This is a genomic window from Paenibacillus sp. HJGM_3 (assembly GCF_045062745.1).
Lineage (GTDB): Bacteria > Bacillota > Bacilli > Paenibacillales > NBRC-103111 > Paenibacillus_AA.
The window spans coordinates 149,435-171,387 of record NZ_JBJGED010000016.1 but is presented as its reverse complement, the minus strand read 5'-3'; the positions used below and the strand labels follow the sequence as shown (position 1 = coordinate 171,387).

18 protein-coding genes, 2 tRNA genes and 3 rRNA genes are annotated in these 21,953 nt (G+C 57.0%); 20 read left to right on the top strand and 3 right to left on the bottom strand.

Annotated features, from left to right (window positions below; translation table 11 throughout):
• Nucleotides 1–133: 133 nt before the first annotated feature.
• The 12 genes from rrf (ACI5FR_RS18635) to ACI5FR_RS18580 all read left to right on the top strand — a co-directional run bounded on the left by rrf (ACI5FR_RS18635) (nt 134) and on the right by ACI5FR_RS18580 (nt 11,046).
• Nucleotides 134–250 (top strand): 5S ribosomal RNA (rrf, locus tag ACI5FR_RS18635).
• Between the two features lie 389 nt (nt 251–639).
• Nucleotides 640–3,560, top strand: a 23S ribosomal RNA gene (locus tag ACI5FR_RS18630).
• 89 nt (nt 3,561–3,649) lie between these two features.
• A 5S ribosomal RNA gene (gene rrf / locus ACI5FR_RS18625) occupies nt 3,650–3,766 on the top strand.
• A 311-nt stretch (nt 3,767–4,077) separates the two neighbouring features.
• Nucleotides 4,078–5,538 (top strand): IMP dehydrogenase, encoded by a 1,461-nt coding sequence (gene guaB / locus ACI5FR_RS18620; RefSeq protein ID WP_405456982.1) that lies wholly within the window; start codon nt 4,078–4,080, stop codon nt 5,536–5,538.
• 174 nt (nt 5,539–5,712) lie between these two features.
• Nucleotides 5,713–7,017 (top strand): D-alanyl-D-alanine carboxypeptidase family protein, encoded by a 1,305-nt coding sequence (locus ACI5FR_RS18615; protein WP_405456980.1) that lies wholly within the window; start codon nt 5,713–5,715, stop codon nt 7,015–7,017.
• Nucleotides 7,018–7,128: 111 nt separating this feature from the next.
• The gene (gene pdxS / locus ACI5FR_RS18610) at nt 7,129–8,010 is read left to right on the top strand and encodes a pyridoxal 5'-phosphate synthase lyase subunit PdxS (RefSeq protein WP_405456979.1); all 882 of its coding nucleotides are present in this window, start codon (nt 7,129–7,131) and stop codon (nt 8,008–8,010) included.
• A 23-nt stretch (nt 8,011–8,033) separates the two neighbouring features.
• Complete coding sequence (gene pdxT, locus ACI5FR_RS18605; RefSeq protein ID WP_405456978.1) at nt 8,034–8,624, top strand: pyridoxal 5'-phosphate synthase glutaminase subunit PdxT; 591 nt, start codon at nt 8,034–8,036, stop codon at nt 8,622–8,624.
• Nucleotides 8,625–8,750: 126 nt separating this feature from the next.
• Nucleotides 8,751–10,031, top strand: coding sequence for a serine--tRNA ligase (gene serS / locus ACI5FR_RS18600; protein ID WP_405456976.1), 1,281 nt, complete (start codon nt 8,751–8,753; stop codon nt 10,029–10,031).
• 120 nt (nt 10,032–10,151) lie between these two features.
• Nucleotides 10,152–10,238: transfer RNA gene (locus tag ACI5FR_RS18595), tRNA-Ser, on the top strand.
• A 125-nt stretch (nt 10,239–10,363) separates the two neighbouring features.
• Nucleotides 10,364–10,708 (top strand): hypothetical protein, encoded by a 345-nt coding sequence (locus tag ACI5FR_RS18590; RefSeq protein WP_405456975.1) that lies wholly within the window; start codon nt 10,364–10,366, stop codon nt 10,706–10,708.
• A gap of 14 nt (nt 10,709–10,722) precedes the next feature.
• Nucleotides 10,723–10,869 carry a hypothetical protein gene (locus ACI5FR_RS18585; protein WP_405456973.1) on the top strand — a complete coding sequence of 49 codons (147 nt, stop codon included), beginning with the start codon at nt 10,723–10,725 and terminating at the stop codon, nt 10,867–10,869.
• A gap of 30 nt (nt 10,870–10,899) precedes the next feature.
• Nucleotides 10,900–11,046: a small acid-soluble spore protein P gene (locus ACI5FR_RS18580; RefSeq protein ID WP_405456971.1), complete on the top strand. Its 147-nt coding sequence runs from the start codon at nt 10,900–10,902 to the stop codon at nt 11,044–11,046.
• A 302-nt stretch (nt 11,047–11,348) separates the two neighbouring features.
• Here ACI5FR_RS18580 and ACI5FR_RS18575 read toward each other — a convergent pair whose 3' ends face one another.
• A complete protein-coding gene (locus ACI5FR_RS18575) occupies nt 11,349–12,134 on the bottom strand; it encodes an alpha/beta fold hydrolase (RefSeq protein WP_405456968.1) in 786 nt (261 codons plus the stop codon).
• Nucleotides 12,135–12,252: 118 nt separating this feature from the next.
• Nucleotides 12,253–12,330 (bottom strand) — tRNA-Arg (locus tag ACI5FR_RS18570).
• A 358-nt stretch (nt 12,331–12,688) separates the two neighbouring features.
• On the opposite strand from ACI5FR_RS18570, the gene ACI5FR_RS18565 reads away from it, so the two are divergent.
• The 3 genes from ACI5FR_RS18565 (at nt 12,689) to ACI5FR_RS18555 (ending at nt 15,552) form a co-directional block, all read left to right on the top strand.
• A complete protein-coding gene (locus ACI5FR_RS18565) occupies nt 12,689–13,759 on the top strand; it encodes an HD-GYP domain-containing protein (protein ID WP_405456966.1) in 1,071 nt (356 codons plus the stop codon).
• Nucleotides 13,760–13,785: 26 nt separating this feature from the next.
• Nucleotides 13,786–14,472, top strand: a complete 687-nt coding sequence (locus ACI5FR_RS18560; RefSeq protein WP_405456964.1) for a Crp/Fnr family transcriptional regulator — start codon at nt 13,786–13,788, stop codon at nt 14,470–14,472.
• A gap of 132 nt (nt 14,473–14,604) precedes the next feature.
• A complete protein-coding gene (locus ACI5FR_RS18555; RefSeq protein WP_405456962.1) occupies nt 14,605–15,552 on the top strand; it encodes an aldo/keto reductase family protein in 948 nt (315 codons plus the stop codon).
• A 38-nt stretch (nt 15,553–15,590) separates the two neighbouring features.
• Here ACI5FR_RS18555 and tadA read toward each other — a convergent pair whose 3' ends face one another.
• Nucleotides 15,591–16,067, bottom strand: a complete 477-nt coding sequence (gene tadA, locus ACI5FR_RS18550; RefSeq protein WP_405456960.1) for a tRNA adenosine(34) deaminase TadA — start codon at nt 16,065–16,067, stop codon at nt 15,591–15,593.
• A 543-nt stretch (nt 16,068–16,610) separates the two neighbouring features.
• On the opposite strand from tadA, the gene ychF reads away from it, so the two are divergent.
• The 5 genes from ychF (at nt 16,611) to ACI5FR_RS18525 (ending at nt 21,928) form a co-directional block, all read left to right on the top strand.
• On the top strand, nt 16,611–17,711 hold the full coding sequence (gene ychF, locus ACI5FR_RS18545; protein ID WP_405456959.1) for a redox-regulated ATPase YchF: 1,101 nt from the start codon (nt 16,611–16,613) through the stop codon (nt 17,709–17,711).
• 56 nt (nt 17,712–17,767) lie between these two features.
• Nucleotides 17,768–18,835: a peptide chain release factor 1 gene (prfA, locus tag ACI5FR_RS18540; protein WP_405456956.1), complete on the top strand. Its 1,068-nt coding sequence runs from the start codon at nt 17,768–17,770 to the stop codon at nt 18,833–18,835.
• A gap of 5 nt (nt 18,836–18,840) precedes the next feature.
• Nucleotides 18,841–19,716 (top strand): peptide chain release factor N(5)-glutamine methyltransferase, encoded by an 876-nt coding sequence (gene prmC / locus ACI5FR_RS18535; protein ID WP_405456954.1) that lies wholly within the window; start codon nt 18,841–18,843, stop codon nt 19,714–19,716.
• 142 nt (nt 19,717–19,858) lie between these two features.
• Entirely contained in the window at nt 19,859–20,677 is an 819-nt protein-coding gene (gene spoIIR, locus ACI5FR_RS18530; RefSeq protein ID WP_405456952.1) for a stage II sporulation protein R, read from the top strand.
• 114 nt (nt 20,678–20,791) lie between these two features.
• Entirely contained in the window at nt 20,792–21,928 is a 1,137-nt protein-coding gene (locus tag ACI5FR_RS18525; protein WP_405456950.1) for an L-threonylcarbamoyladenylate synthase, read from the top strand.
• The last annotated feature ends 25 nt before the right edge of the window (nt 21,929–21,953 follow it).

Sequence of the window (21,953 nt, the reverse complement as noted above, 5' to 3'; positions counted from 1 at the left end):
AGCCGTATCGGAAGGTGCGGCTGGATCACCTCCTTTCTATGGAGTACCTCCGGTCCTGTGGGGACCGGGTACAAAACGCTTGCACGCCTCGTTGATCAGTTTTGAAGGAGTAATCCTTCAACCGCAAAAATCGTTTGGTGATGATGGCGGAGGGGATCCACGCGTTCCCATCCCGAACACGACCGTTAAGCCCTCCAGCGCCGATGGTACTTGGACCGAAGGGTCCTGGGAGAGTAGGACGTTGCCAAGCGCACTAGCCGAGCCTTTGCTTTTCAGCAAAGGCTCGGCTTTTTTATGCTTTGACGCAGATGCATCGGTGTTCTATTATTCTATGCTTACCCTCTAGCGATTGTATTCTGAAGGAAACTTTTCATCCATATAATGCCGGGGTTGATTGCGGCTATCATTCCATAAGCTACAAACATGAACCGGTAACAGAAGTGGTGTCGATTGGCAACGAAATTTGTTGTGAAAAAGGGTTGCATCCTGCTGGGCGATGTGATAGTATATTCCTTGCCGCCAAAACGGCACAGCAACTTTGTTCCTTGAAAACTGGATAGCGAAACGATAACGAGAACTAGAGCAATCTAGGGCGTAACTTGTACTTGTTAACATTGACCTCCTAACGGAAGTCATTGCGGATAAGCAATTAAGAGCGCACGGAGGATGCCTAGGCACTAGGAGCCGAAGAAGGACGTGGCGAACGACGAAATGCCTCGGGGAGCCGTAAGCAGGCTTTGATCCGGGGATGTCCGAATGGGGAAACCCAGCCGCCGTAATAGGCGGTTACTTCCACCTGAATCCATAGGGTGGACAGAGGCACACCCAGGGAACTGAAACATCTAAGTACCTGGAGGAAGAGAAAACAAGAGTGATTCCGTCAGTAGCGGCGAGCGAACGCGGAACAGCCTAAACCGGCGTACTTGTACGCCGGGGTCGTGGGACGTCTCACATGGAGTCAGAAAAGTGCACATTAGGTGAAGCGGTCTGGAAAGGCCCATCAGAGAAGGTAACAATCCTGTAGCCGAAAATGTACACTCTCCGAGACGGATCCCGAGTACCGCGGGGCACGTGAAACCCCGTGGGAATCCGGCAGGACCATCTGCTAAGGCTAAATACTCCCTAGTGACCGATAGCGAAGCAGTACCGTGAGGGAAAGGTGAAAAGCACCCCGGGAGGGGAGTGAAACAGAACCTGAAACCGTGCGCTTACAAGAAGTCAGAGCCCGTTCATGGGTGATGGCGTGCCTTTTGTAGAATGAACCGGCGAGTTACGTTCCCGTGCGAGGTTAAGTCGAAGAGACGGAGCCGCAGCGAAAGCGAGTCTGAATAGGGCGACATTAGTACGTGGACGTAGACCCGAAACCGGGTGATCTACCCCTGTCCAGGGTGAAGGTGAGGTAACACTCACTGGAGGCCCGAACTCACGAGCGTTGAAAAGCTCGGGGATGAGGTGGGGGTAGGGGAGAAATTCCAATCGAACTCGGAGATAGCTGGTTCTCCCCGAAATAGCTTTAGGGCTAGCCTCGAGAATGAATCGCGGAGGTAGAGCACTGATTGGGTGCGGGGCCCGCCAAGGGTTACCAAGTCCAGTCAAACTCCGAATGCCGCAGATTTGAATCTCGGGAGTCAGACGGTGAGTGCTAAGATCCATCGTCAAGAGGGAAACAGCCCAGATCATCAGCTAAGGTCCCCAAGTGCGTGTTAAGTGGGAAAGGATGTGGAGTTGCACAGACAACCAGGATGTTGGCTTAGAAGCAGCCACCATTGAAAGAGTGCGTAATAGCTCACTGGTCGAGTGACTCTGCGCCGAAAATGTAACGGGGCTAAACACGCCACCGAAGCTATGGGTGCATGTATGTGTGCAGTAGGGGAGCGTTGTATGCGGGTTGAAGGTCGATCGGAAGGACGGCTGGACAGCATACAAGTGAGAATGCCGGTATGAGTAACGAAAAGATCAGTGAGAATCTGATCCGCCGAAAACCTAAGGGTTCCTGAGGAAGGTTCGTCCGCTCAGGGTAAGTCGGGACCTAAGGCGAGGCCGAAAGGCGTAGTCGATGGACAACAGGTCGAAATTCCTGTACCACCGTAAGCCGTTATGAGCGATGGGGGGACGCAGAAGGGTAGTGACGCGAGCTGATGGATGCTCGTCCAAGCAGTAAGGCTGGTGCGTAGGCAAATCCGCGCATCTGAGGCTGAGCTGTGATGGGGAGGGAAAATTACAGTACCGAAGGTCAGGCGCTCATGCTGCCGAGAAAAGCCTCTAGCCAGGCGAAGGTGCCCGTACCGTAAACCGACACAGGTAGGTGGGCTGAGAATGCTAAGGCGCGCGGAAGAACTCTCGTTAAGGAACTCGGCAAAATGACCCCGTAACTTCGGGAGAAGGGGTGCCTCGGTAGGGTGAATAGCCCGAGGGGGCCGCAGTGAAAAGGCCCAAGCGACTGTTTAGCAAAAACACAGGTCTGTGCGAAGCCGCAAGGCGAAGTATACGGGCTGACGCCTGCCCGGTGCTGGAAGGTTAAGGGGAGTGGTAAGCCGCAAGGCGAAGCTATGAACCGAAGCCCCAGTAAACGGCGGCCGTAACTATAACGGTCCTAAGGTAGCGAAATTCCTTGTCAGGTAAATTCTGACCCGCACGAATGGCGTAACGACTTGGGCGCTGTCTCAACGAGAGATCCGGTGAAATTTTAATACCTGTGAAGATGCAGGTTACCCGCGACTAGACGGAAAGACCCCATGGAGCTTTACTGGAGCTTGATATTGGACTTTGGTACGATCTGTACAGGATAGGTGGGAGCCTGAGAAGTGGGAGCGCAAGCTTCCATGGAGGCGCCGTTGGGATACCACCCTGATCGTATCGGAGTTCTAACCCGCTACCGTGATCCGGTAGGGGGACCGTGTCAGGCGGCCAGTTTGACTGGGGCGGTCGCCTCCTAAAATGTAACGGAGGCGCCCCAAGGTTCCCTCAGAATGGTTGGAAATCATTCGAAGAGTGCAAAGGCAGAAGGGAGCTTGACTGCGAGACCTACAAGTCGAGCAGGGACGAAAGTCGGGCTTAGTGATCCGGTGGTACCGAATGGAAGGGCCATCGCTCAACGGATAAAAGCTACCCTGGGGATAACAGGCTTATCTCCCCCAAGAGTCCACATCGACGGGGAGGTTTGGCACCTCGATGTCGGCTCATCGCATCCTGGGGCTGAAGTAGGTCCCAAGGGTTGGGCTGTTCGCCCATTAAAGCGGTACGCGAGCTGGGTTCAGAACGTCGTGAGACAGTTCGGTCCCTATCTGTCGTGGGCGCAGGAAATTTGAGAGGAGCTGTCCTTAGTACGAGAGGACCGGGATGGACGTACCGCTGGTGTACCAGTTGTCTCGCCAGAGGCACCGCTGGGTAGCTAAGTACGGACGGGATAAGCGCTGAAAGCATCTAAGCGTGAAGCCCCCCTCAAGATGAGATTTCCCAATTCGTAAGACCCCTTGTAGACCACGAGGTGGATAGGTTCGAGGTGGACGCGCAGCAATGCGTGCAGCTGACGAATACTAATCGGTCGAGGGCTTATCCATAATGCCCGAAAGGGCACAAGCATACAAGACGCACGTTATCGATTCGCACCCAGTTTTCAGGGAATAAACCCTGTATCTACAGCTACACGTTTGGTGATGATGGCGGAGGGGATCCACGCGTTCCCATCCCGAACACGACCGTTAAGCCCTCCAGCGCCGATGGTACTTGGACCGAAGGGTCCTGGGAGAGTAGGACGTTGCCAAGCAAAGGCCGTAGCGCACAAGAAGAGGCTGCTCCTGGTTCATTCGAACCGGAAGCAGCCTCTTTCCGTATAACCGCACAAGTTGCAGGTGTTTTCGGGTTAGATCCTCGACTTCGCCACAGGGAGAATTAACTGCACATTTGCAGGTTTTTCACCATTTGGACGAGAGTTCAAAGCAGTTACTAAACACACGTCGCTGGGAACTTTGGGCATTGGGGGTATTCGCCTTGACCCTCCATATCGGATTTGTTACTATGGCAATAATATATTTGGGACCAACAATGCAGCTGAGAAGACAGAGGGGGATATTTTCCGTGTGGGAAACCAAGTTTGCTAAGGAAGGCTTAACGTTCGACGACGTATTGCTCATTCCAAGAAAGTCCGAAGTATTCGGTCAGAAGGAAATCAGTGTATCCACCCAGCTGTCCAAGAAGATCAAATTGAACATCCCGCTGATCAGTTCGGCGATGGATACGGTCACGGAAGCGAAGCTGGCGATCGCCATGGCGAGAGAAGGCGGCATCGGCATCATCCATAAGAATATGTCCATTGCGCAGCAAGCGGAGGAAGTGGACCGGGTGAAGCGGTCGGAAAGCGGGGTTATTACAAATCCGTTCTCCCTCACGCCTGAGCACCACGTGTATCACGCGGAAGAGCTGATGGGTAAGTACCGGATCTCGGGCGTCCCGATTGTCGATGAGGACAACAAGCTGGTCGGGATTTTGACCAATCGGGATCTCCGGTTCGTGCACGATTATTCGATCAAGATCAAAGAAGTCATGACGATGGAAGACCTCGTCACTGCCCCGGTAGGTACTACGCTGCAGGAAGCGGAATTGATCCTGCAGAAGCACAAGATCGAGAAGCTGCCGCTCGTCGATGAGAACAACAATCTCAAGGGCCTGATCACGATCAAGGATATCGAGAAGGCGATCCAATTCCCGAATGCTGCGAAGGACGAGCAGGGGCGTCTGGTGGTAGGCGCCGCAATCGGAGCGTCCAAGGACGCGATTGAACGCGCTACGGCGCTCGTGAAGGTCGGGGTAGACCTCATCGTCGTGGATTCGGCACACGGGCACCACATCAATATCTTGGAGACGGTACGCAAGCTGCGCGCGAGCTTCCCGGACCTGACGATTGCCGCAGGCAACGTGGCCACGGGCGAAGCGACACGCGATCTGATCGAGGCCGGCGCCTCCATCGTCAAGGTAGGGATGGGGCCAGGCTCCATCTGTACGACTCGCGTCATCGCCGGGATCGGCGTGCCGCAGATTACCGCAATCTACGATTGTGCGACGGTGGCTCAGAAGTACGGAGTCCCCATTATTGCGGACGGCGGGATTAAGTACTCCGGAGAGATCACCAAAGCGATTGCCGCCGGTGCGGATGCGGTCATGCTGGGCAGCTTGTTTGCGGGGACGGAAGAGAGCCCGGGGGAATCGGAAATTTTCCAAGGCCGTCAGTTCAAAGTATACCGGGGGATGGGCTCGATCGGGGCGATGAAGGAAGGCAGCAAAGACCGATACTTCCAGGAAAACGAATCCAAGCTCGTGCCGGAAGGCATAGAAGGCCGGGTGCCTTACAAGGGGCCGCTCAAGGATACGGTGCATCAATTGGTGGGCGGGCTGATCCAAGGGATGGGCTACTGCGGAACCCGCACGATCGAGGAGCTTAAGCGAGATACCCAGTTTATCCGCATTACCGGTGCCGGGCTGCGGGAGAGCCATCCGCATGACGTTCAAATTACAAAAGAAGCGCCGAACTACTCGATGTAAGAGCATTATGGCGCATTAAGGAGAGGCAGACAGCCCGCGATTGGGAGGTCTCGCCTCTCTTTTGCTTACAAGCCGTGTAAAAATGTGCCATGCGGTCGATTAACTTTTGTCCCCCTCCCCCGTATGATACAATATAGGAAACTATTTGATTAATGGTAGGGAGTTGGGAGAGGCGTGTCAGGCAGAGTCAACAAAAGTAAGGTATTCGGAATCATCGGAAGCAGTGTGCTAAGTTTATCCATGTTGCAAGTGTTCCTATATGCTCCAGAAGCGCAGGCGGCCGAGACGGTCGACCTGAAGCTGACAGCCAAAGCCGGCATCATTATGGAAGCGTCCACCGGCCAAGTGCTGTGGGAGATGAATGCGGATGAACTTCTGCCACCGGCGAGCATGTCCAAGATGATGACCGAATACATCGTGATGGAAACGATCAAGTCCGGCAAAATCAAGTGGGAGGACGTCGTCACAACGAGCCGGTATGCGGCGGACGTGATCGGATCCGGGGACCTGCTGGCTTTCCAGGAAAAATCGACGGTACGCGACCTGTTCGGGGCGATGTCGATCTATTCCGGGAACGATGCGACGGTTGCATTGGCTGAGTTCGTCGCCGGCTCCGAGGACAAGTTCGTAGAGATGATGAATGCAACCGCTAAGAAAATGGGGTTGAACCCCAAGGCGCAATTCGTGAACTCCACTGGGCTATCCAGAGCGGATCTCGGCAAATACCAGCCGGCCAATACGACTGGGGAGACGATGATGACCGCTCGAGACGCAGCCATACTAGCCTCCCATATCGTCAATGAACATAAGGAAATTCTGCAGTTCTCCAGCACACCCTCCAAGAAATTCCGCGAATCGGACAAGAGCCCGATGATCAACTGGAACTGGATGCTCGAGGGCAATAAAGACAATATTAACTTTAGGCCTTATACGTACCCTGGCGTGGACGGGTTGAAAACGGGCCATACCGATGAGGCCGGCTACTGCTTTACCGGAACAGCCGTTAAGGACGGGATGCGGCTCATTACGGTTGTGATGAATACCCCTTCGGAACCGCAGCGCTTCCTGGATACGCGCAAGCTGCTCGATTACGGCTTCAATAACTACGAGATCAAGCCGGTCTTGGCGGCGAAGAGCGAAGTGGAGTCGATGAAAGTCGCGAAGATCAAAAAGGGTATCAAAACGGAAGTGCCGGTCGTCACCGAGAGCAATGTGGATTTCGTCGTGAAGAAGGGTGAAGCGCCCCAAATCGAAGTGACGGCGGCCGGGCTCGATCAGATGAAGGCTGCGCCGATCAAGACAGGCGATGTACTGGGTACGGCAACGGTCAAGTACGCCGGAATGGAGAAGAAGGTCAACCTGGTCGCATCTCAAGATATGGAGAAGGGCAGCTGGTTCCGGTTGTTTTTCCGGGCGATCAAAAATTTCTTCGGCGACGTATTCTCGGGGATTGCGAGCGGGCTCAAGAACCTCTTTTAGACAACTAAAAGCTATTGTGCAAACGTACCCCTTGATGTAGAATGAGTCTTTAGAGAAGACGAGACTACATCAGCCATTTAGCTGCAATAGAAATCAGGAGGGCAACACAATATGGAAACTGGAACATGGCGCGTTAAAAAGGGTATGGCCGAAATGCAAAAAGGCGGCGTCATTATGGACGTCATGAGCGCCGAACAAGCGAAAATCGCAGAAGCGGCTGGTGCGACTGCAGTTATGGCGCTGGAACGCGTCCCTTCGGAAATCCGGGCGCACGGCGGCGTAGCCCGGATGGCCGACCCGACGATTTTGGAGCAAGTGATGAAGGTCGTAAGCATCCCGGTTATGGCCAAGGCACGGATCGGTCACTATGTGGAAGCTCGCGTCCTGGAAGCGCTGGGAGCCGACTACATCGATGAGAGTGAAGTTTTGACTCCGGCCGATGAAGTCTACCATATCGACAAGAAAGAATTCACCGTACCGTTCGTCTGCGGCGCCAAAGACTTGGGCGAAGCGCTTCGCCGTATCGGGGAAGGGGCCGCCATGCTGCGCACCAAGGGCGAGCCGGGAACCGGTAACGTCGTGGAAGCCGTTCGTCACCTGCGCATCATCAACAGCCAAATTCGTCGCATCCAGAGCCTGACGAAGGATGAGCTGATGGTGGAAGCAAAGACGCTCGCCGCTCCCTACGATCTGGTGCTGTACATCCACGAGAACGGCCGACTGCCGGTTGTGAACTTCGCCGCTGGCGGCGTAGCGACTCCGTCCGATGCGGCGCTGATGATGCACCTGGGCGCAGATGGCGTATTCGTAGGGTCCGGGATCTTCACCTCGGAGAATCCGGAGAAATTCGCGAAGGCGATCGTGCAAGCCACTACGCACTATACCGACTACGCACTGATCGCGGAAGTGTCCAAAAACTTGGGAACCGCTATGAAGGGGATCGAGATCTCCAAGCTGGAAGCGTCCCAGCGGATGCAAGACCGCGGCCGGTAAGCCGATAGAAAGAAGGGTCTACAATGAAGATTGGCGTGCTTGCGCTTCAAGGGGCCGTCGCTGAGCATATCCGCATGGTGGAGATGGCGGGAGCGGAAGGGGTAATCATCAAGAAGGTCGAGCAGCTCGCGGACATCGACGGCATCATCCTCCCCGGCGGGGAGAGCACGACGATCGGCAAGCTGATGCGCGACTATGGTTTTATAGAGGCGCTCCGGGCGTTCTCAGCCCAGGGCAAGCCGCTGTTCGGCACATGCGCGGGGCTTATCGTCCTGGCGAATCAGGTCGAAGGCGACAATCCCGTACATCTCGGGCTGATGGACATGACGGTACAGCGGAACGCGTTCGGCCGTCAGCGCGAAAGCTTCGAGACGACGCTCGATGTGAAGGGAATCTCCGAGCCGGTCCGGGCTGTGTTCATCCGTGCGCCGCTGATCAAGGCCGTCGGGCCCGAGGTCGAAGTACTCTCCGAGTACAAGGGCGAGATCGTAGCCGCGCGGCAAGGGCACTTGCTTGCGGTGTCGTATCACCCGGAGTTGACGGACGATGCGCAGGTGCATCAGTACTTCGCGACCATGGTGCAGCAGTCCAAAGCCTCATCGGTGCAAGGATAATCGAAGGCAAGCACCTGTCCGGCCCTGCCGGGCAGGTGCTTCTTGGTTGTGGGGTTTCTTGAATATTTGAGTAGAGTATAGTACATTATATTCCATACACTATGTCCCTTACGGGAGGGGTTTTTTTTGTTTGACGTCAAACTGCTTAGAACCGACAGAGCGAGAGTAGAAGAGGCTCTGCGTCATAGAGGGAAGACGAATGAGGAGGTAAAGCAGTTTGAAGGCGTGGATACCCGTCGGAGAGAGCTGCTGCAGCGATCGGACCAGCTGAAGAACCGCCGCAACGTCGTCTCGCAAGAGGTTGCGCGGCTGAAGAAATCCGGCGATGACGCAGAATCGCTCATTCTCGAGATGCGGGAAGTGTCGGATACGATCAAGCAGCTGGATGATGAGATTCGGGTGTTAGATGAGGAGCAGAGCAAGATTCTGCTCGCTATTCCGAACATGCCGCATGAATCGGTGCCCATCGGCCAGTCGGAGTCCGACAACGTGGAGCTGCGCACGTGGGGCGAGGTGCCGAAATTCTCGTTCGACGTAAAGCCGCACTGGGACATTGCCCAATCGTTAGGGATTCTGGACTTCGAAGCGGCGGGGAAAGTGACCGGGTCGCGGTTTGTGTTCTACAAGGGCTATGGCGCCCGGCTGGAGAGAGCTCTTATCAATTTCATGATGGATTTGCATGCGGACGAGCATGGCTATGAAGAGATGCTTCCGCCTTATATCGTCAATCGCGATAGCTTAACCGGAACCGGACAGCTGCCGAAGTTTGAAGAAGACGTGTTCAAGATCGCGGAGACGGACTATTTCCTCATCCCGACGGCCGAAGTTCCGGTGACGAACTATCACCGCGAAGAGATTATGAATGCGGAAGAGTTGCCGAAATACTATACCGCTTTCAGCGCTTGCTTCCGCTCGGAGGCCGGGTCCGCCGGCCGCGATACGCGCGGGCTGATCCGCCAGCACCAATTCAACAAGGTCGAGCTCGTGAAGCTGACGAAGCCGGAAGACTCCTATGCCGAGCTGGAGACGCTGACGCAGAACGCGGAGCGCGTGCTGCAGCTGCTGAAGCTGCCGTACCGGGTGCTGAGCCTCTGCACGGGCGATCTCGGCTTCTCTTCGGCCAAGACGTATGATCTCGAAGTTTGGCTGCCAAGCGGGGATTCGTTCCGTGAAATCTCGTCGTGCAGCAACTTCGAGGATTTCCAAGCACGCCGCGCGAACATCCGGTTCCGCCGGGATGCGAAGGCGAAGCCGGAGTTCGTGCACACGCTGAACGGATCGGGCTTGGCCCTCGGCCGGACCGTAGCGGCAATCTTGGAGAATTACCAGCAAGCGGACGGCAGTGTCGTCATACCGGACGTGCTGCGGCCTTACATGAACGGGCTGGAACGCATTACGGCCAAGTAAGAACGGCCTCAACGACTCAAGAGCCGCTTGTATTTTCTGGGCGGCTCTTGAAAGCGTTCCGGGCCTGTGGTACAATGCAGGTTGTCACTATTGCGTGGCCGGGCAAGCATTCGCCAACCTGGAGAGGTGGTCGAGTGGTTTAAGGCTCTGGTCTTGAAAACCAGCGAAGGGGTAACTCTTCCGTGGGTTCGAATCCCACCCTCTCCGTATGCACAAAAGAGCGATCCTTCGGGGTCGCTTTTTTCACGCCCGCATCCCTATATTTGTGCCGATCCTGCGGGAATAAAAGCGCAACGCCCTCGGCATTTTAAGATGGAGGAGGTGTTGAGCCCATGAGCCCAACGGAAACATTGCCGGTGAGCCAAAATCAGCTGATGGAGGCTTGGAGCGCCACGTTGCCAACCGTGCTGAATCAATCGGACAAATTCGAGGTGCATCCGGGAGAAGGGGAAGCCTCGCTGCATGTCCATATCGCATCGGCCGGCCATTCGATGTATTCGTTCGATTTCAGCGTAACGTATGTAGACTCGAGAGAGGTGCGGGTGGAGCTGATTGATGTCGAGAAGGCCAATCAGACGATCGACGAACGGAACGAGACGATTCAGCAGCTGGTGGAGGATTACGTGAGACATCTCCATGAATGCGCGCAAGCGCTGCACCATCTAACCCACAAGTAAGCGGAGGCATGGCGATGAGCAAACGCAAAGGACCGGATAAAAACTTATCCAACGTCGTCAAGGATCTGGACAAAACGCCGGCGAACAGCCACCAAGCGCAGCAGTGGCAGCAGGATCGCAATGATCGCCGTCACCAGGATGCACTGAATCACGAGGAATAAACGAATCGATCCAGCGAGGAGGACTAACGCATGCCAAAAGATATCGCACAGCCCGTGAATCCCCCAACCGGACGAGCCAATCGACGGGACAAGGACGGAGCGGTCCAAGTCCCGATGTCGGGGTCCAAGAAGACGAAGCAGGCCAATCATTCCCGGCATAACAACGGAGAAGGCTAACCGCACATTCCCAGCGGACGCCGGGCGCATAAGAACGACTAACGCGGACATACTATCCTTGACGGTGCGAAGAGAGGTGTGGTTCCGTTGAATGCTTCAGCAGAATATCCACTCATTGATCTTAGTGATACCTCGTACTAAAGAGCGGAGGGATGTGCCAAACGCACGTTAGGGTGTTTGTAACACATTGAACGTTGTTGGCTGACAGCAACGCCCGAGGTTGTGAAGGAAAGGTTAGCTGATCGAACATTCTCCACCGTCAGAAAAAGGACCCGCAAGGGTCCTTTTCTATGCACCGTATCCTATCCATGTACGCGCTGACCGAAGCTCAGCAGGATGGCGGAGAGCTCGTCCGGCGACTCCATCAGGCTCATGTGGCCGGCAGTCTCCAGCCGCGTTTGGGTGATGTGATCTCCCTGCACGGAGAACGTCTTCTCGACCGGGATGATCTGATCCTGGGCTCCTGCGACGAGCAGAACCGGAACTGACGCTTCACGCAGCACATGGTTGCGATCCACGCGATCCCGCATCGCCTGTGTAGTATGGATCGCTCCGAGCGCGGGAGTGCCGTACCCAATCTCAACAGCGGCTTGTACACGGTCTGCCATGGAGGCCAGATGTGCAGGGGCGAATAGCTTCGGAATGAGGCCATCGACGAAAGGACGGATGCCTTGCTCCCGGATGGTCGCAATCGCTTTGTCTCGATTCGCCTTGGCTGGCTCGGTGTCCGGGAACGCGGTCGAGTGAATCAGTCCAAAGCCCGAGAGCAGCTGCGGGTTCTGTTCGGCCAAGGCGAGCGTAATATACCCGCCGAGCGAGTGGCCGAGCACAATCGGCTTCTCGAGCCTCAGCTGCCGAATCAGTGCCGCCACATCATACGCCATCGCATCGATCGTATACGGTGCATCGGGCGCCCCGGACTGTCCGTGTCCCCTCAGGTCGGGAATGATTACCCGATATTGGGCGCCTAGTGGTTTATGCAGCGCGCTCCAGTAGGCGCGGCTGCCGCAAAACCCATGCAGCAGCACGAGCGAACGCGCCTGCTCCTCGCCAATTTCTTCGTAAGCCAATTGAACATGATCGGTCATGGAAGCTCATCCTCTCCTTGTGGATCGTCTTGCGCTTGCTACTTCTAGTATGCCCGGATTCGGGGGACAAAGCAAAAAGCCCTGCAGCGCGGCAGGGCTTCAAACATGTTATAGTGGATGGCGTCCCGCGGCGGGACTCGAACCCGCGACGCATAGTTTAGGAAACTATCGCTCTATCCAACTGAGCTACGGGGACGCAGTAAACATCATTATAGCATATTTGAAGAAGCGGCAAAAGCCGAACTCCTGTTTGTAATCCGGAGTAGGAAATAAGTCCTATTTTTGATGAAATCGCTTTAAATCAAGGACAAACCAATGAAATTATTGGGGCTCCTGGTTAAAAAGAGGTGTCAAAGTTCACATTTTTTTTGTAAAATAATACACAGAGCTTACAAGCCTAAATATGGGATAATGTAAGGACATAGATACTTAGGACCCATATTCCGTACGAAGAAGACGGCCGCGGAACGTGGGCAGGGTGTTGATAATTATACTGGTAAGGAGAAAGGACTACTACCATGCGCCTAATTCCCACTCATTTGTGTGTACCCGGCATGAGATTAGGCAGACCGATCTTCAACAGCGATGGACAAATCCTGGTCGGCTATCAATACGAGCTGTCCCAGAGTGTGATCAATAAGCTGCAGAAGATGGGGATTGATTATCTTCATATTGAAGATGCCCAAACCGATGATATTATTATCGAAGATCTCATCCGTGAGGAGACTCGTGTCAACTTACGCTCTTCGCTGCTTCATATACTCGACCGCGTGGCCAGTACGAGCTATGACCCGAAGACGGCGAACGGCCAGCTGTTCAAGCTGTGCTCCAAGAGCGTCAGCATGGTGATCGACGATCTCCAGCACCAAGACACGATTATGCTGATGAATATGAATGTGTTCCAGTCAAACGCCTATGACCAGCATTTTATCCAAAAGGCGGTCAATGTGTGCGTCTACGCGACCAAGCTCGGTATGGTGGAAGGCTACACGGGCGAAGACTTGGACACGTTAAGCCTAAGTGCGCTGCTGCACGATATCGGGAACCTGAAGGTACCGCGCGAAATCCTGATGAAGCGTTCGCTCCTCACGCCGTTCGAATATGCGGAGATTAAGAAGCATACGGAGTACGGCTTCAAGTTGCTGAAGGATGAAGCGGGCATTCCGATCACCGTGGCCCACGTCGCGATGCAGCACCACGAACGCATTAACGGCACCGGATACCCGCACGGGCTGAAGGGCGACGAGATTCATCCGTTCGCGCAATGGGTCGGGATGATCGACACCTACGATTCCTTGACGCACCCGAGAGCCCATCGGGAAGCGGTGCTCCCGCATCAGGCGATCGAGATTCTGTACGGGGGAGCGGGCACGCTGTACGACATTAACAAAGTCAGACAGTTCCGCAACCGGGTCGCCCTGTTCCCGCTCGGGCTGAGCGTGGAGCTGAACTCCGGCGAGACCGGGATTGTCTCCAAAGTGAATACCGATTTCAAGCATCGGCCGGTCATTCGCGTCCTGCGGAACCCTTATGGCGAACCGCTCAAGCAACCGTATGAGATCGATCTGTCCCGGCATTTGAACGTAATGATTGCCCGAGTAGGAGAAGCGGTCGGCAGTAAATAGCGTCTTCTCCAGAAAAGAGAACTGTAATGAAAGATATTGCGGCCCTGGTGCGCAACGTCCCGCTGTTCCAGCATTTGAAGGATGAAGAGCTGATGATGATTTCGTCGCTGTTCATCGAACGCAAGTACAAAAAGAACTCGATTATCTTCTTCGAGGGCGATACCGGGGATGAGCTGTTCGTGGTCAAGAGCGGTACGGTCAAGATCTACCGTCTCGACAATACGAAGCAAATTACGCTTACCTTGTTCCGGACCGGAGATTTCTTCGGCGAGATGTCGCTCGTGCAGCGCGGCTTCACCCGCTCGGCCAACGCCGAAACGCTCGAGCCCAGCGTCCTCTACACGCTCAATCGCACTACGTTCTTCGAGTGTATGGAGCGGGCGCCTACGCTATGCATGAAGCTGTTGGAAGTGACGATGAACCGGCTGCGCAAGGCGAATGAGCAAATTCACGATCTGACGTTCCTGGACGTCCGGACCCGAATTCTGAAGACGGTCTACCAGCTGTCGCTCGATTATGGAGAGACGAAGCAGGGGCAGACCCAGATCGCGGTCAAGCTGACCCATCAGGAGATCGCCAATCTGGTCGGTACCGTGCGCGAGTCGGTCACGAAGGTGCTGCAGGAGCTCCAGGAGGAAGGGACGATCTCGGTCGACAACAAGATGATCACCATCCTGGATATGCCTACATTGCGCAAAAAAATGCCATCTTAGGAGAAGCCGTGCGAAAGTGCGGTTTCTTTTTTGTGGGGAGCATCCGCCTAGCAACGAACGCTGTGGTACAATAGAAGGCGTGAGACGAATACCGGCGAACGCGACAGTGCGGGCGATGGGAGGGCGACAAACATGCAATATCGCAATTTGGGAAAGTCCGGGTTGAAGGTCAGCGAGATCAGCCTGGGCTCATGGCTGACGTATGGCGGCTATGTGGAGAGGCAGCAGGCGATCGACACGATCCACCGGGCCTACGAAGCCGGGATCAATTTCTTCGACACGGCGAATGCGTACATGCGCGGAGACGCGGAGAAGGTAGTCGGCGATGCGCTGAAGGCATACCCGCGGGAGTCGGTCATTCTGGCGACCAAGGTATGGGGCGCGATGGGGGAAGGCCCGAACGACCGGGGCTTGTCCCGCAAGCACATTCTGGAGCAATGCGACGCGAGCCTGAAGCGGCTCGGTATGGAGTACATCGACTTGTACTACTGCCACAGCTTCGATCCGTCGACCCCGATCCAAGAGACGCTGCGCGCCATGGACGATCTCGTCCGGCAAGGCAAGGTGCTGTACATCGGGGTGAGCAATTGGACCGCCGCGCAGATGACCGAAGCGGTGCATCTCGCCGATCGGTACCTGCTAGATCGGATTGTAGCCAGCCAGCCGCCCTACAGCTTGCTGAAGCGCGATATCGAGCAGGAAATCCTGCCGACGTGCGACAAGCTGGGGATCGGGCAAGTCGTCTATTCGCCGCTCGCCCAGGGCGTGCTGTCCGGCAAGTACAAGTCGGTCACGGACGTGCCGAAGGGCAGCCGCCGCGATACGGAGCGCGGCAGCCAGCTCTTGAGCCGCTACTTGACCGAGGAAAACCTGGAGCGGGTAGTGCAGCTGCAGCAGGTGGCCACGGAGGCGGAGCTAACGATGACGCAGCTGGCCCTGGCTTGGGTGCTTCGCCAGCCGGGCGTATCGAGCGCCATCATCGGGGCGAGCTCGCCGCAGCAGCTGGAGGAGAATGTCCAGGCGTCCGGCAAGCAGCTCACGGCCTCGCAGCTGGAGCGGATTGACGCCATCCTGCGATAAAAGACGAACAGCCTCGTCCCATGCCGGACGAGGCTGTTTCATGTGGAGGCGGGACCTTGCGATTTGCCCCGCAGCCCGCGAAAAAAATTCGTCAACAGGTGGGCGCACGGCTCCTGCAGCACGCCGGCGACGACGTCGACGCGGTGATTGAACCGATCCTCCTGCAGTAGGTTCATCAGCGTCCCGGCGCAGCCGGCCTTCGGGTCGGCCGTGCCGTAGACGACCTGCTTCACCCGGCTCTGCACGAGCGCTCCGGCGCACATCGGGCAAGGCTCGAGCGTGACGTAGAGCGTGCAGTCGAGCAAGCGCCAGGCGCCGAGGTGCTCCGTGGCCTGGCGAATGGCGATCATCTCCGCGTGTGCGGTCGGATCGAATGTCGTCTCCCGCAGGTTATGGCCGCGGCCGATAATCTCGCCGTCCTTCACGATCACAGCGCCGATCGGCACTTCCCGCAGCGCCTCCGCCTTGCGAGCTTCCGCGATCGCTTCCAGCATCCAGTGTTCATGCGTGTCCATGATTCATACCCTCATTGATCCCTATCGTTCGCCATCCACAGGGGGATAAGTCCGAACATCCATTCTGGATGTTAACATGCTGTGGACAAGTCTGTGCACAACTTGGAGATTGATGTCGATAACTGCTACCCACATGGGGATAACAGCCGCGGCGGCGAACGCACCGTTTTGTTTTGTAATTGTAGTGGATGGCGGATCGAATAGCAAGTCAGGCAAAATTGCGGGACGAATCAAGGGCCGATTTTCCGGCTACTTAAGGGATATTAACAACGGTTGTGGACAGACTGGGGAAAACTGTGAGTGAAATGTGGATATGAGCTATTGGAATGAGGATAACCTCTTGCGTTTTGGGGATAACCTGTGGATAATCGTTGCATTACGGGGCCATTTCTTCCGAGCCATCCTGCTATCCAGAGGTTTGCAAGCTTGTGGATATCATGAACGGCTGCCCAATCGTTTCAAAGGTCTGGAAAGATGACATTCCCTTGGTTCTACTGTATAATAGATTAGATGAGCTGCGATAATTAAGGAGAGTGTCTATAGATGGCTTTATCATGCGGTGTCGTCGGGCTGCCCAACGTGGGCAAATCGACGTTGTTCAATGCTATTACGCAGGCGGGGGCCGAGATGGCGAATTACCCGTTCTGCACGATCGATCCCAACGTCGGGGTCGTGGAAGTTCCGGACGAGCGGCTGCAGAGGCTGACCGAGATCGTCGTACCCCAGAAGGTCGTCCCGACCGCGTTCGAATTCGTGGACATTGCGGGTTTAGTGAAGGGCGCGAGTAAAGGCGAGGGCTTGGGCAACAAGTTCCTTTCGCATATCCGGGAAGTGGACGCGATCGTGCATGTGGTGCGCTGCTTCCAGGACGAGAATATCACGCACGTCTCCGGTAAGGTAGACCCCATCGGAGATATTACGACGATTAATCTCGAGCTGATCCTGGCCGATATCGATTCGGTGGACAGACGGATTGAGCGCTCCCGCAAGAACATGAAGGGCGGCGACAAGAAGGTGGCCCAAGAGGTCGAGTGCCTCGAACGGATCAAGGAGGCGCTGTACAACGACAAGCCGGCCCGTTCGGTCGAGTTGACGGATGAAGAGAAGCTGCTGATTCGCGATCTGCACCTGCTCACGATGAAGCCGGTGCTCTATGCGGCGAATGTGAGCGAGGCGGAAGCGGCGAATGCCGACGACAATCCGTTCGTAAAGCTGGTTCGCGAATTCGCCGCCCAGGAGGGGGCCGAAGTCGTGCCGATCAGCGCGAAGGTGGAATCCGAGATCGCCGAGCTGGAGGGCGAAGACAAGGAGATGTTCCTGGCGGAGCTGGGCTTGACGGAGTCCGGCCTCAACCGGCTCATCCGGGCGGCCTACAAGCTGCTCGGGCTGTACACGTATTTCACGGCCGGCGTGCAGGAAGTTCGGGCGTGGACGATTCGCAAAGGGATGAAGGCACCGCAAGCGGCGGGCGTCATTCATACCGATTTTGAAAAAGGATTTATCCGTGCCGAAGTTGTGTCCTACGAAGATCTGGTGAGCAGCGGGTCGATGAACGGGGCGAAGGAAAGAGGCTTGTGGCGGTTGGAAGGCAAAGATTATGAAGTCAAAGACGGCGATGTCATGCATTTCCGTTTCAACGTATAATAAGAGGACCCTGAACATAAATGAAGCTAGGCTAGGATGAACAGGAGGTGGAATCCATGTTAGACCGTTTGCAAGCATTGGCGGACCGCTATGAGAAGCTGAGCGAGCTGCTCTGCGATCCGGATGTGGCGAACGACGCGAAGCGTTTGCGCGAGTATTCGAAGGAGCAGTCGGACCTGCAAGAATCGTACGAAGCTTATTCGGAGTACAAAACCGTGATGGAGCAGTATGAAGCGGCACGCGCAATGCAAAATGAAAAGCTCGACGACGAGATGCGCGAGCTGGTCAAGATGGAATTAGAGGAGCTCTCGCAGCGCAAGGACGAATTGGAAGAGAAAATCCGCATCCTGATGCTGCCGAAAGACCCCAATGACGATAAAAACGTAATCGTGGAGATCCGCGGAGCGGCCGGCGGAGACGAGGCGGCCTTGTTCGCCGCCGACCTGTATCGCATGTACACCCGTTTTGCGGATGCGCAAGGCTGGAAGACGGAAATTCTCGAAGCCAATTTGAACGACCTGGGCGGGTTCAAGGAAATCATCTTCATGATCTCGGGCAAAGGCGCGTACAGCAAGATGAAGTTCGAGAGCGGGGCGCATCGCGTCCAGCGTATTCCGGTGACCGAATCGGGCGGGCGCATCCATACGTCGACGTCGACTGTAGTGGTGATGCCGGAGGCGGAAGAGATTGAAATCGAGATTAAAGAATCGGATATCCGCGTAGATACGTTCTGCTCGAGCGGAGCGGGGGGACAGTCGGTCAACACGACCAAATCGGCCGTACGGGTGACCCACGTACCGACCGGCATCGTGGCGACCTGTCAGGACGGCAAGTCCCAGAACTCCAACAAGGACAAAGCGCTGCAGGTGTTGCGCGCCCGCATCTACGATATGATGAAGCAGGAAGAGGAAGCGAAGTACGGCAGCGAGCGCAAGAGCAAGGTGGGGACGGGCGACCGCAGCGAGCGGATCCGCACGTACAACTTCCCACAGAGCCGGGTGACCGATCACCGGGTCGGCCTGACGCTGCACAAGCTGGATCAAGTGCTGAACGGCGATATGGAAGAGATCATCTCCACATTGACGCTGGAAGCCCAATCCGAGCTGCTGGAAAAAGGAGAATAAGCCCGATGTCTACAATACGCGAAGCCTACTTGCAGGCTTCTTCTTTTTTGCAGCGGGCGGACGTACGTGATGCGGCCATCGTCACGGAGCTGCTCTTGTGCCACTTGATGGACTGGAGCCGGACCGAGCTGTTCTTGCGGTGGGGGGAGCCGTTCCCGGCGGACCGCGAGGAAGACTGGGCCGGCTATGTGCTGCGCAAAGCGTCAGGAGAGCCGGTCCAATATATCATCGGGGAGCAGGAGTTCTACGGGCTCCGGTTCCACGTGGAACAAGCCGTACTCATCCCCAGGCCGGAAACGGAGCTGCTCGTGGAGGAGATTGTGCGGACCGCGGGCTCGTTATGGCGCGAGGATACACCGCTCGTCGTGGCGGATATCGGAACCGGCAGCGGGGCGATCGCGGTGACGTTGGCCGTGCAGAGGCCGGCGTGGCGGCTCCAAGCGGTAGATCTCTCTCCCGCCGCGTTGGAAGTGGCGAAGGGCAACGCGAAGAGGAACGGGGTCGTGGAGCGGGTCGCTTTCCATGAAGGCGATTTGCTGGGGCCTTTCCTGCATGGAGGAGACGCGGATGGGTTGGATATCGTTGTGTCGAACCCTCCTTACATCGAGTCCGAGGCGATTGAAGGGCTGGAAGTTCAGGTGCGCTGCTACGAGCCGCATCTGGCTCTGGATGGCGGTCCGGACGGCTTGGCGCTGTATCGCCGGCTCACGGAGCAGCTCACCCGGCTGGAGCGGACGCCGCGGATCGTCGGCTTCGAGGTCGGCCAAGGGCAAGCGCCCGCTGTGGCCGAGCTGCTCACGCATACCGGCCTCTGGGCTGAGGTTCGGCTAGTGAAGGACTTGGCCGGTATTGAGCGGCACGTGATTGCGGTGCGGCGGTGATGTGGGCGGCGATGAATGGATTCGCTAGCATTCACCGGTTGGTAGATTACTAGATTCCTATAGAAAAAATCATAGAGTACTAGGTTTAACTCTCTTCCCGCCTGGCGATACTTGGACTAGGTAGGGAAGGGAGTTGTTTCATTTGGTTAAGCGGGTCTCATATCGTCCTTATTTTTTCGTAGCGTTCGCCATTATGATCATGATGTTCTGCTGGGAATCCAATCAAATCCAAGCCGCCGTCTTGGATTCTACCATACCGCAAGATTCGATCCGGATTCGCATTCTCGCGAACTCGGACAGCCCCCAGGATCAATGGATCAAGCGCCAAGTGCAGCTCGAGGTCGTCAAGGAGATCGGCAGCTGGGTGCTTGATCCAACCAGTCTGGATGAAGCGCGTGCCGCCATCCGGGCGAACATCCCGGCATTGGAGCAAGTGGTTGGACGCGTACTGAAGGCGAACGGCTACGCCGAGGATTATCAGGTCGAGCTCGGGCAAGTGCCGTTCCCGGCCAAACCATTCGGCAATAAAGTATATCCCGCCGGCACCTATGAAGCACTCCGCATCGTCCTCGGCAGCGGGCAAGGCCAAAACTGGTGGTGCGTGCTATTCCCGCCGCTGTGCTTCGTAGGCGTCAAGGCGAAAGCCGCACCGGCTCCGACTCCGGCGCCTGCGGCGGAACCAACGGTTAAGGATGCTCAGGCTGGTAAGGATTCGAAGGAAACTAAGGCTACCAATGGTTCCAAGGAAGGCCAGGCTTCCAAAGACCCGAAGGCTACGCCGACGGTTAAGCCCGTCGGAAAAGCGGACTCCGCGGCAAACGTAGGTGAGAAGAGCGAAGCAGTTCAAGCAGGTGCCAGTGAAGATGGCGCTCCGAAAGCGGAAGTGAAGTTTTTCGTGTGGGAAATCGGCAAGAAGATCGGCCATAAGATCGGGCATGTGGTGAAGAGCTTGTTTGCCTAAGCGCCGCCCAGCCGTCTGATCGGGAGGCTCTGCATGACAGTCCGGGGCCCGGCACGCTATAATAGGAGAATTGGCAAGCTACTTCATCCCCATCTAGATAAGGATGCATTTCGAATGACCATTACATGGCAAGTCAATCCTCAAGCCGTGGACGAAGCCGTGGAGGGCGACGTCCCGGCTTCCCTGTTGGAAGCGGCGCGCCTGCTCGCCGCCGGCGAGACCGTGGCGTTTCCCACCGAGACCGTGTACGGGCTCGGGGCGGACGCCACGAACACCGCGGCGGTGGAGGCGGTCTTCCGCGCGAAGGGACGGCCGTCCGACAATCCGCTCATCGTGCATATCGCCGATTGGACGGAGCTGGACGGGCTCGTCGCCGAGGAAGGCTTCAGCGACACCGCCCGCCTCTTGATGGCCCGGTTCTGGCCCGGGCCGCTCACGCTCGTGCTGCCGGCGCGTCCCGGCGCCGTGAGCCCGCGGGTCACGGCCGGGCTCGCGACCGTCGCCGTGCGCATGCCCGCGCACCCCGTGGCGCGGGCGCTGATCCGGGCGGCGGGCTGCCCGGTGGCGGCCCCGAGCGCGAACCGCTCGGGACGCCCCAGCCCGACGCTGGCGGCGCACGTCCACGAGGACCTGGACGGGCGCATCGCGGGTCTGGTCGACGGCGGACCGACCGGCGTCGGGCTCGAGTCGACGGTCGTCGAGGTGGTCGGCGACCAGGTGCACATCCTGCGGCCCGGCGGCGTGACCGCGGGCCAGCTGCAGGCGGCGGCGCCCGCCTGCACGATCGTGGCGCCCGGCGCAGCCGCCGGCGCCGAAGCCGCGTCGCCCGGCGACGCGGCGGCCTACACGCCGAAGTCGCCCGGCGTGAAGTACGCGCACTACGCGCCGCGGGGCGCGATGACGCTCGTGCGCACGCAGCCGCCTGCCGGCGGCGCAGCCAACCCCGCGGCGACGGACGCCGCCGTCGCGTGGATTCAGGCGCGTGTGAACGAAGCGCGCCGCGTCGGGGACCGCACCGGCATCCTGACGACGCGGGAGCGGGCGCCGCTCTTCGACGCCGATCTCGTGCTCGCCTGCGGCAGCGCCGACGACCTCGAAGCGGCCGCACACAGCCTGTACGCCGCCCTGCGGCGGTTCGACGAAGCGGGCGTCACCGCCATCTGGGCGGAGACGTACCCGGAGGAAGGGTTGGGTGCGGCGCTTATGAACCGCATGCTGAAGGCGGCGGGCGGCCGACTGGTCGACGCCTGACGGATCGGCTGCTGTCGTGTACATG

Coding starts and splice junctions, on each gene's coding strand:
- pdxS (WP_405456979.1), top strand. CDS start 7,129: ATGGAAACTGGAACATGGCGCGTTAAAAAGGGTATGGCCGAAATGCAA.
- pdxT (WP_405456978.1), top strand. CDS start 8,034: ATGAAGATTGGCGTGCTTGCGCTTCAAGGGGCCGTCGCTGAGCATATC.
- ACI5FR_RS18590 (WP_405456975.1), top strand. CDS start 10,364: ATGAGCCCAACGGAAACATTGCCGGTGAGCCAAAATCAGCTGATGGAG.
- ACI5FR_RS18585 (WP_405456973.1), top strand. CDS start 10,723: ATGAGCAAACGCAAAGGACCGGATAAAAACTTATCCAACGTCGTCAAG.
- ACI5FR_RS18580 (WP_405456971.1), top strand. CDS start 10,900: ATGCCAAAAGATATCGCACAGCCCGTGAATCCCCCAACCGGACGAGCC.
- ACI5FR_RS18575 (WP_405456968.1), bottom strand. CDS start 12,134: ATGACCGATCATGTTCAATTGGCTTACGAAGAAATTGGCGAGGAGCAG.
- ACI5FR_RS18565 (WP_405456966.1), top strand. CDS start 12,689: ATGAGATTAGGCAGACCGATCTTCAACAGCGATGGACAAATCCTGGTC.
- ACI5FR_RS18560 (WP_405456964.1), top strand. CDS start 13,786: ATGAAAGATATTGCGGCCCTGGTGCGCAACGTCCCGCTGTTCCAGCAT.
- ACI5FR_RS18555 (WP_405456962.1), top strand. CDS start 14,605: ATGCAATATCGCAATTTGGGAAAGTCCGGGTTGAAGGTCAGCGAGATC.
- tadA (WP_405456960.1), bottom strand. CDS start 16,067: ATGGACACGCATGAACACTGGATGCTGGAAGCGATCGCGGAAGCTCGC.
- ychF (WP_405456959.1), top strand. CDS start 16,611: ATGGCTTTATCATGCGGTGTCGTCGGGCTGCCCAACGTGGGCAAATCG.
- prfA (WP_405456956.1), top strand. CDS start 17,768: ATGTTAGACCGTTTGCAAGCATTGGCGGACCGCTATGAGAAGCTGAGC.
- prmC (WP_405456954.1), top strand. CDS start 18,841: ATGTCTACAATACGCGAAGCCTACTTGCAGGCTTCTTCTTTTTTGCAG.
- ACI5FR_RS18525 (WP_405456950.1), top strand. CDS start 20,792: ATGACCATTACATGGCAAGTCAATCCTCAAGCCGTGGACGAAGCCGTG.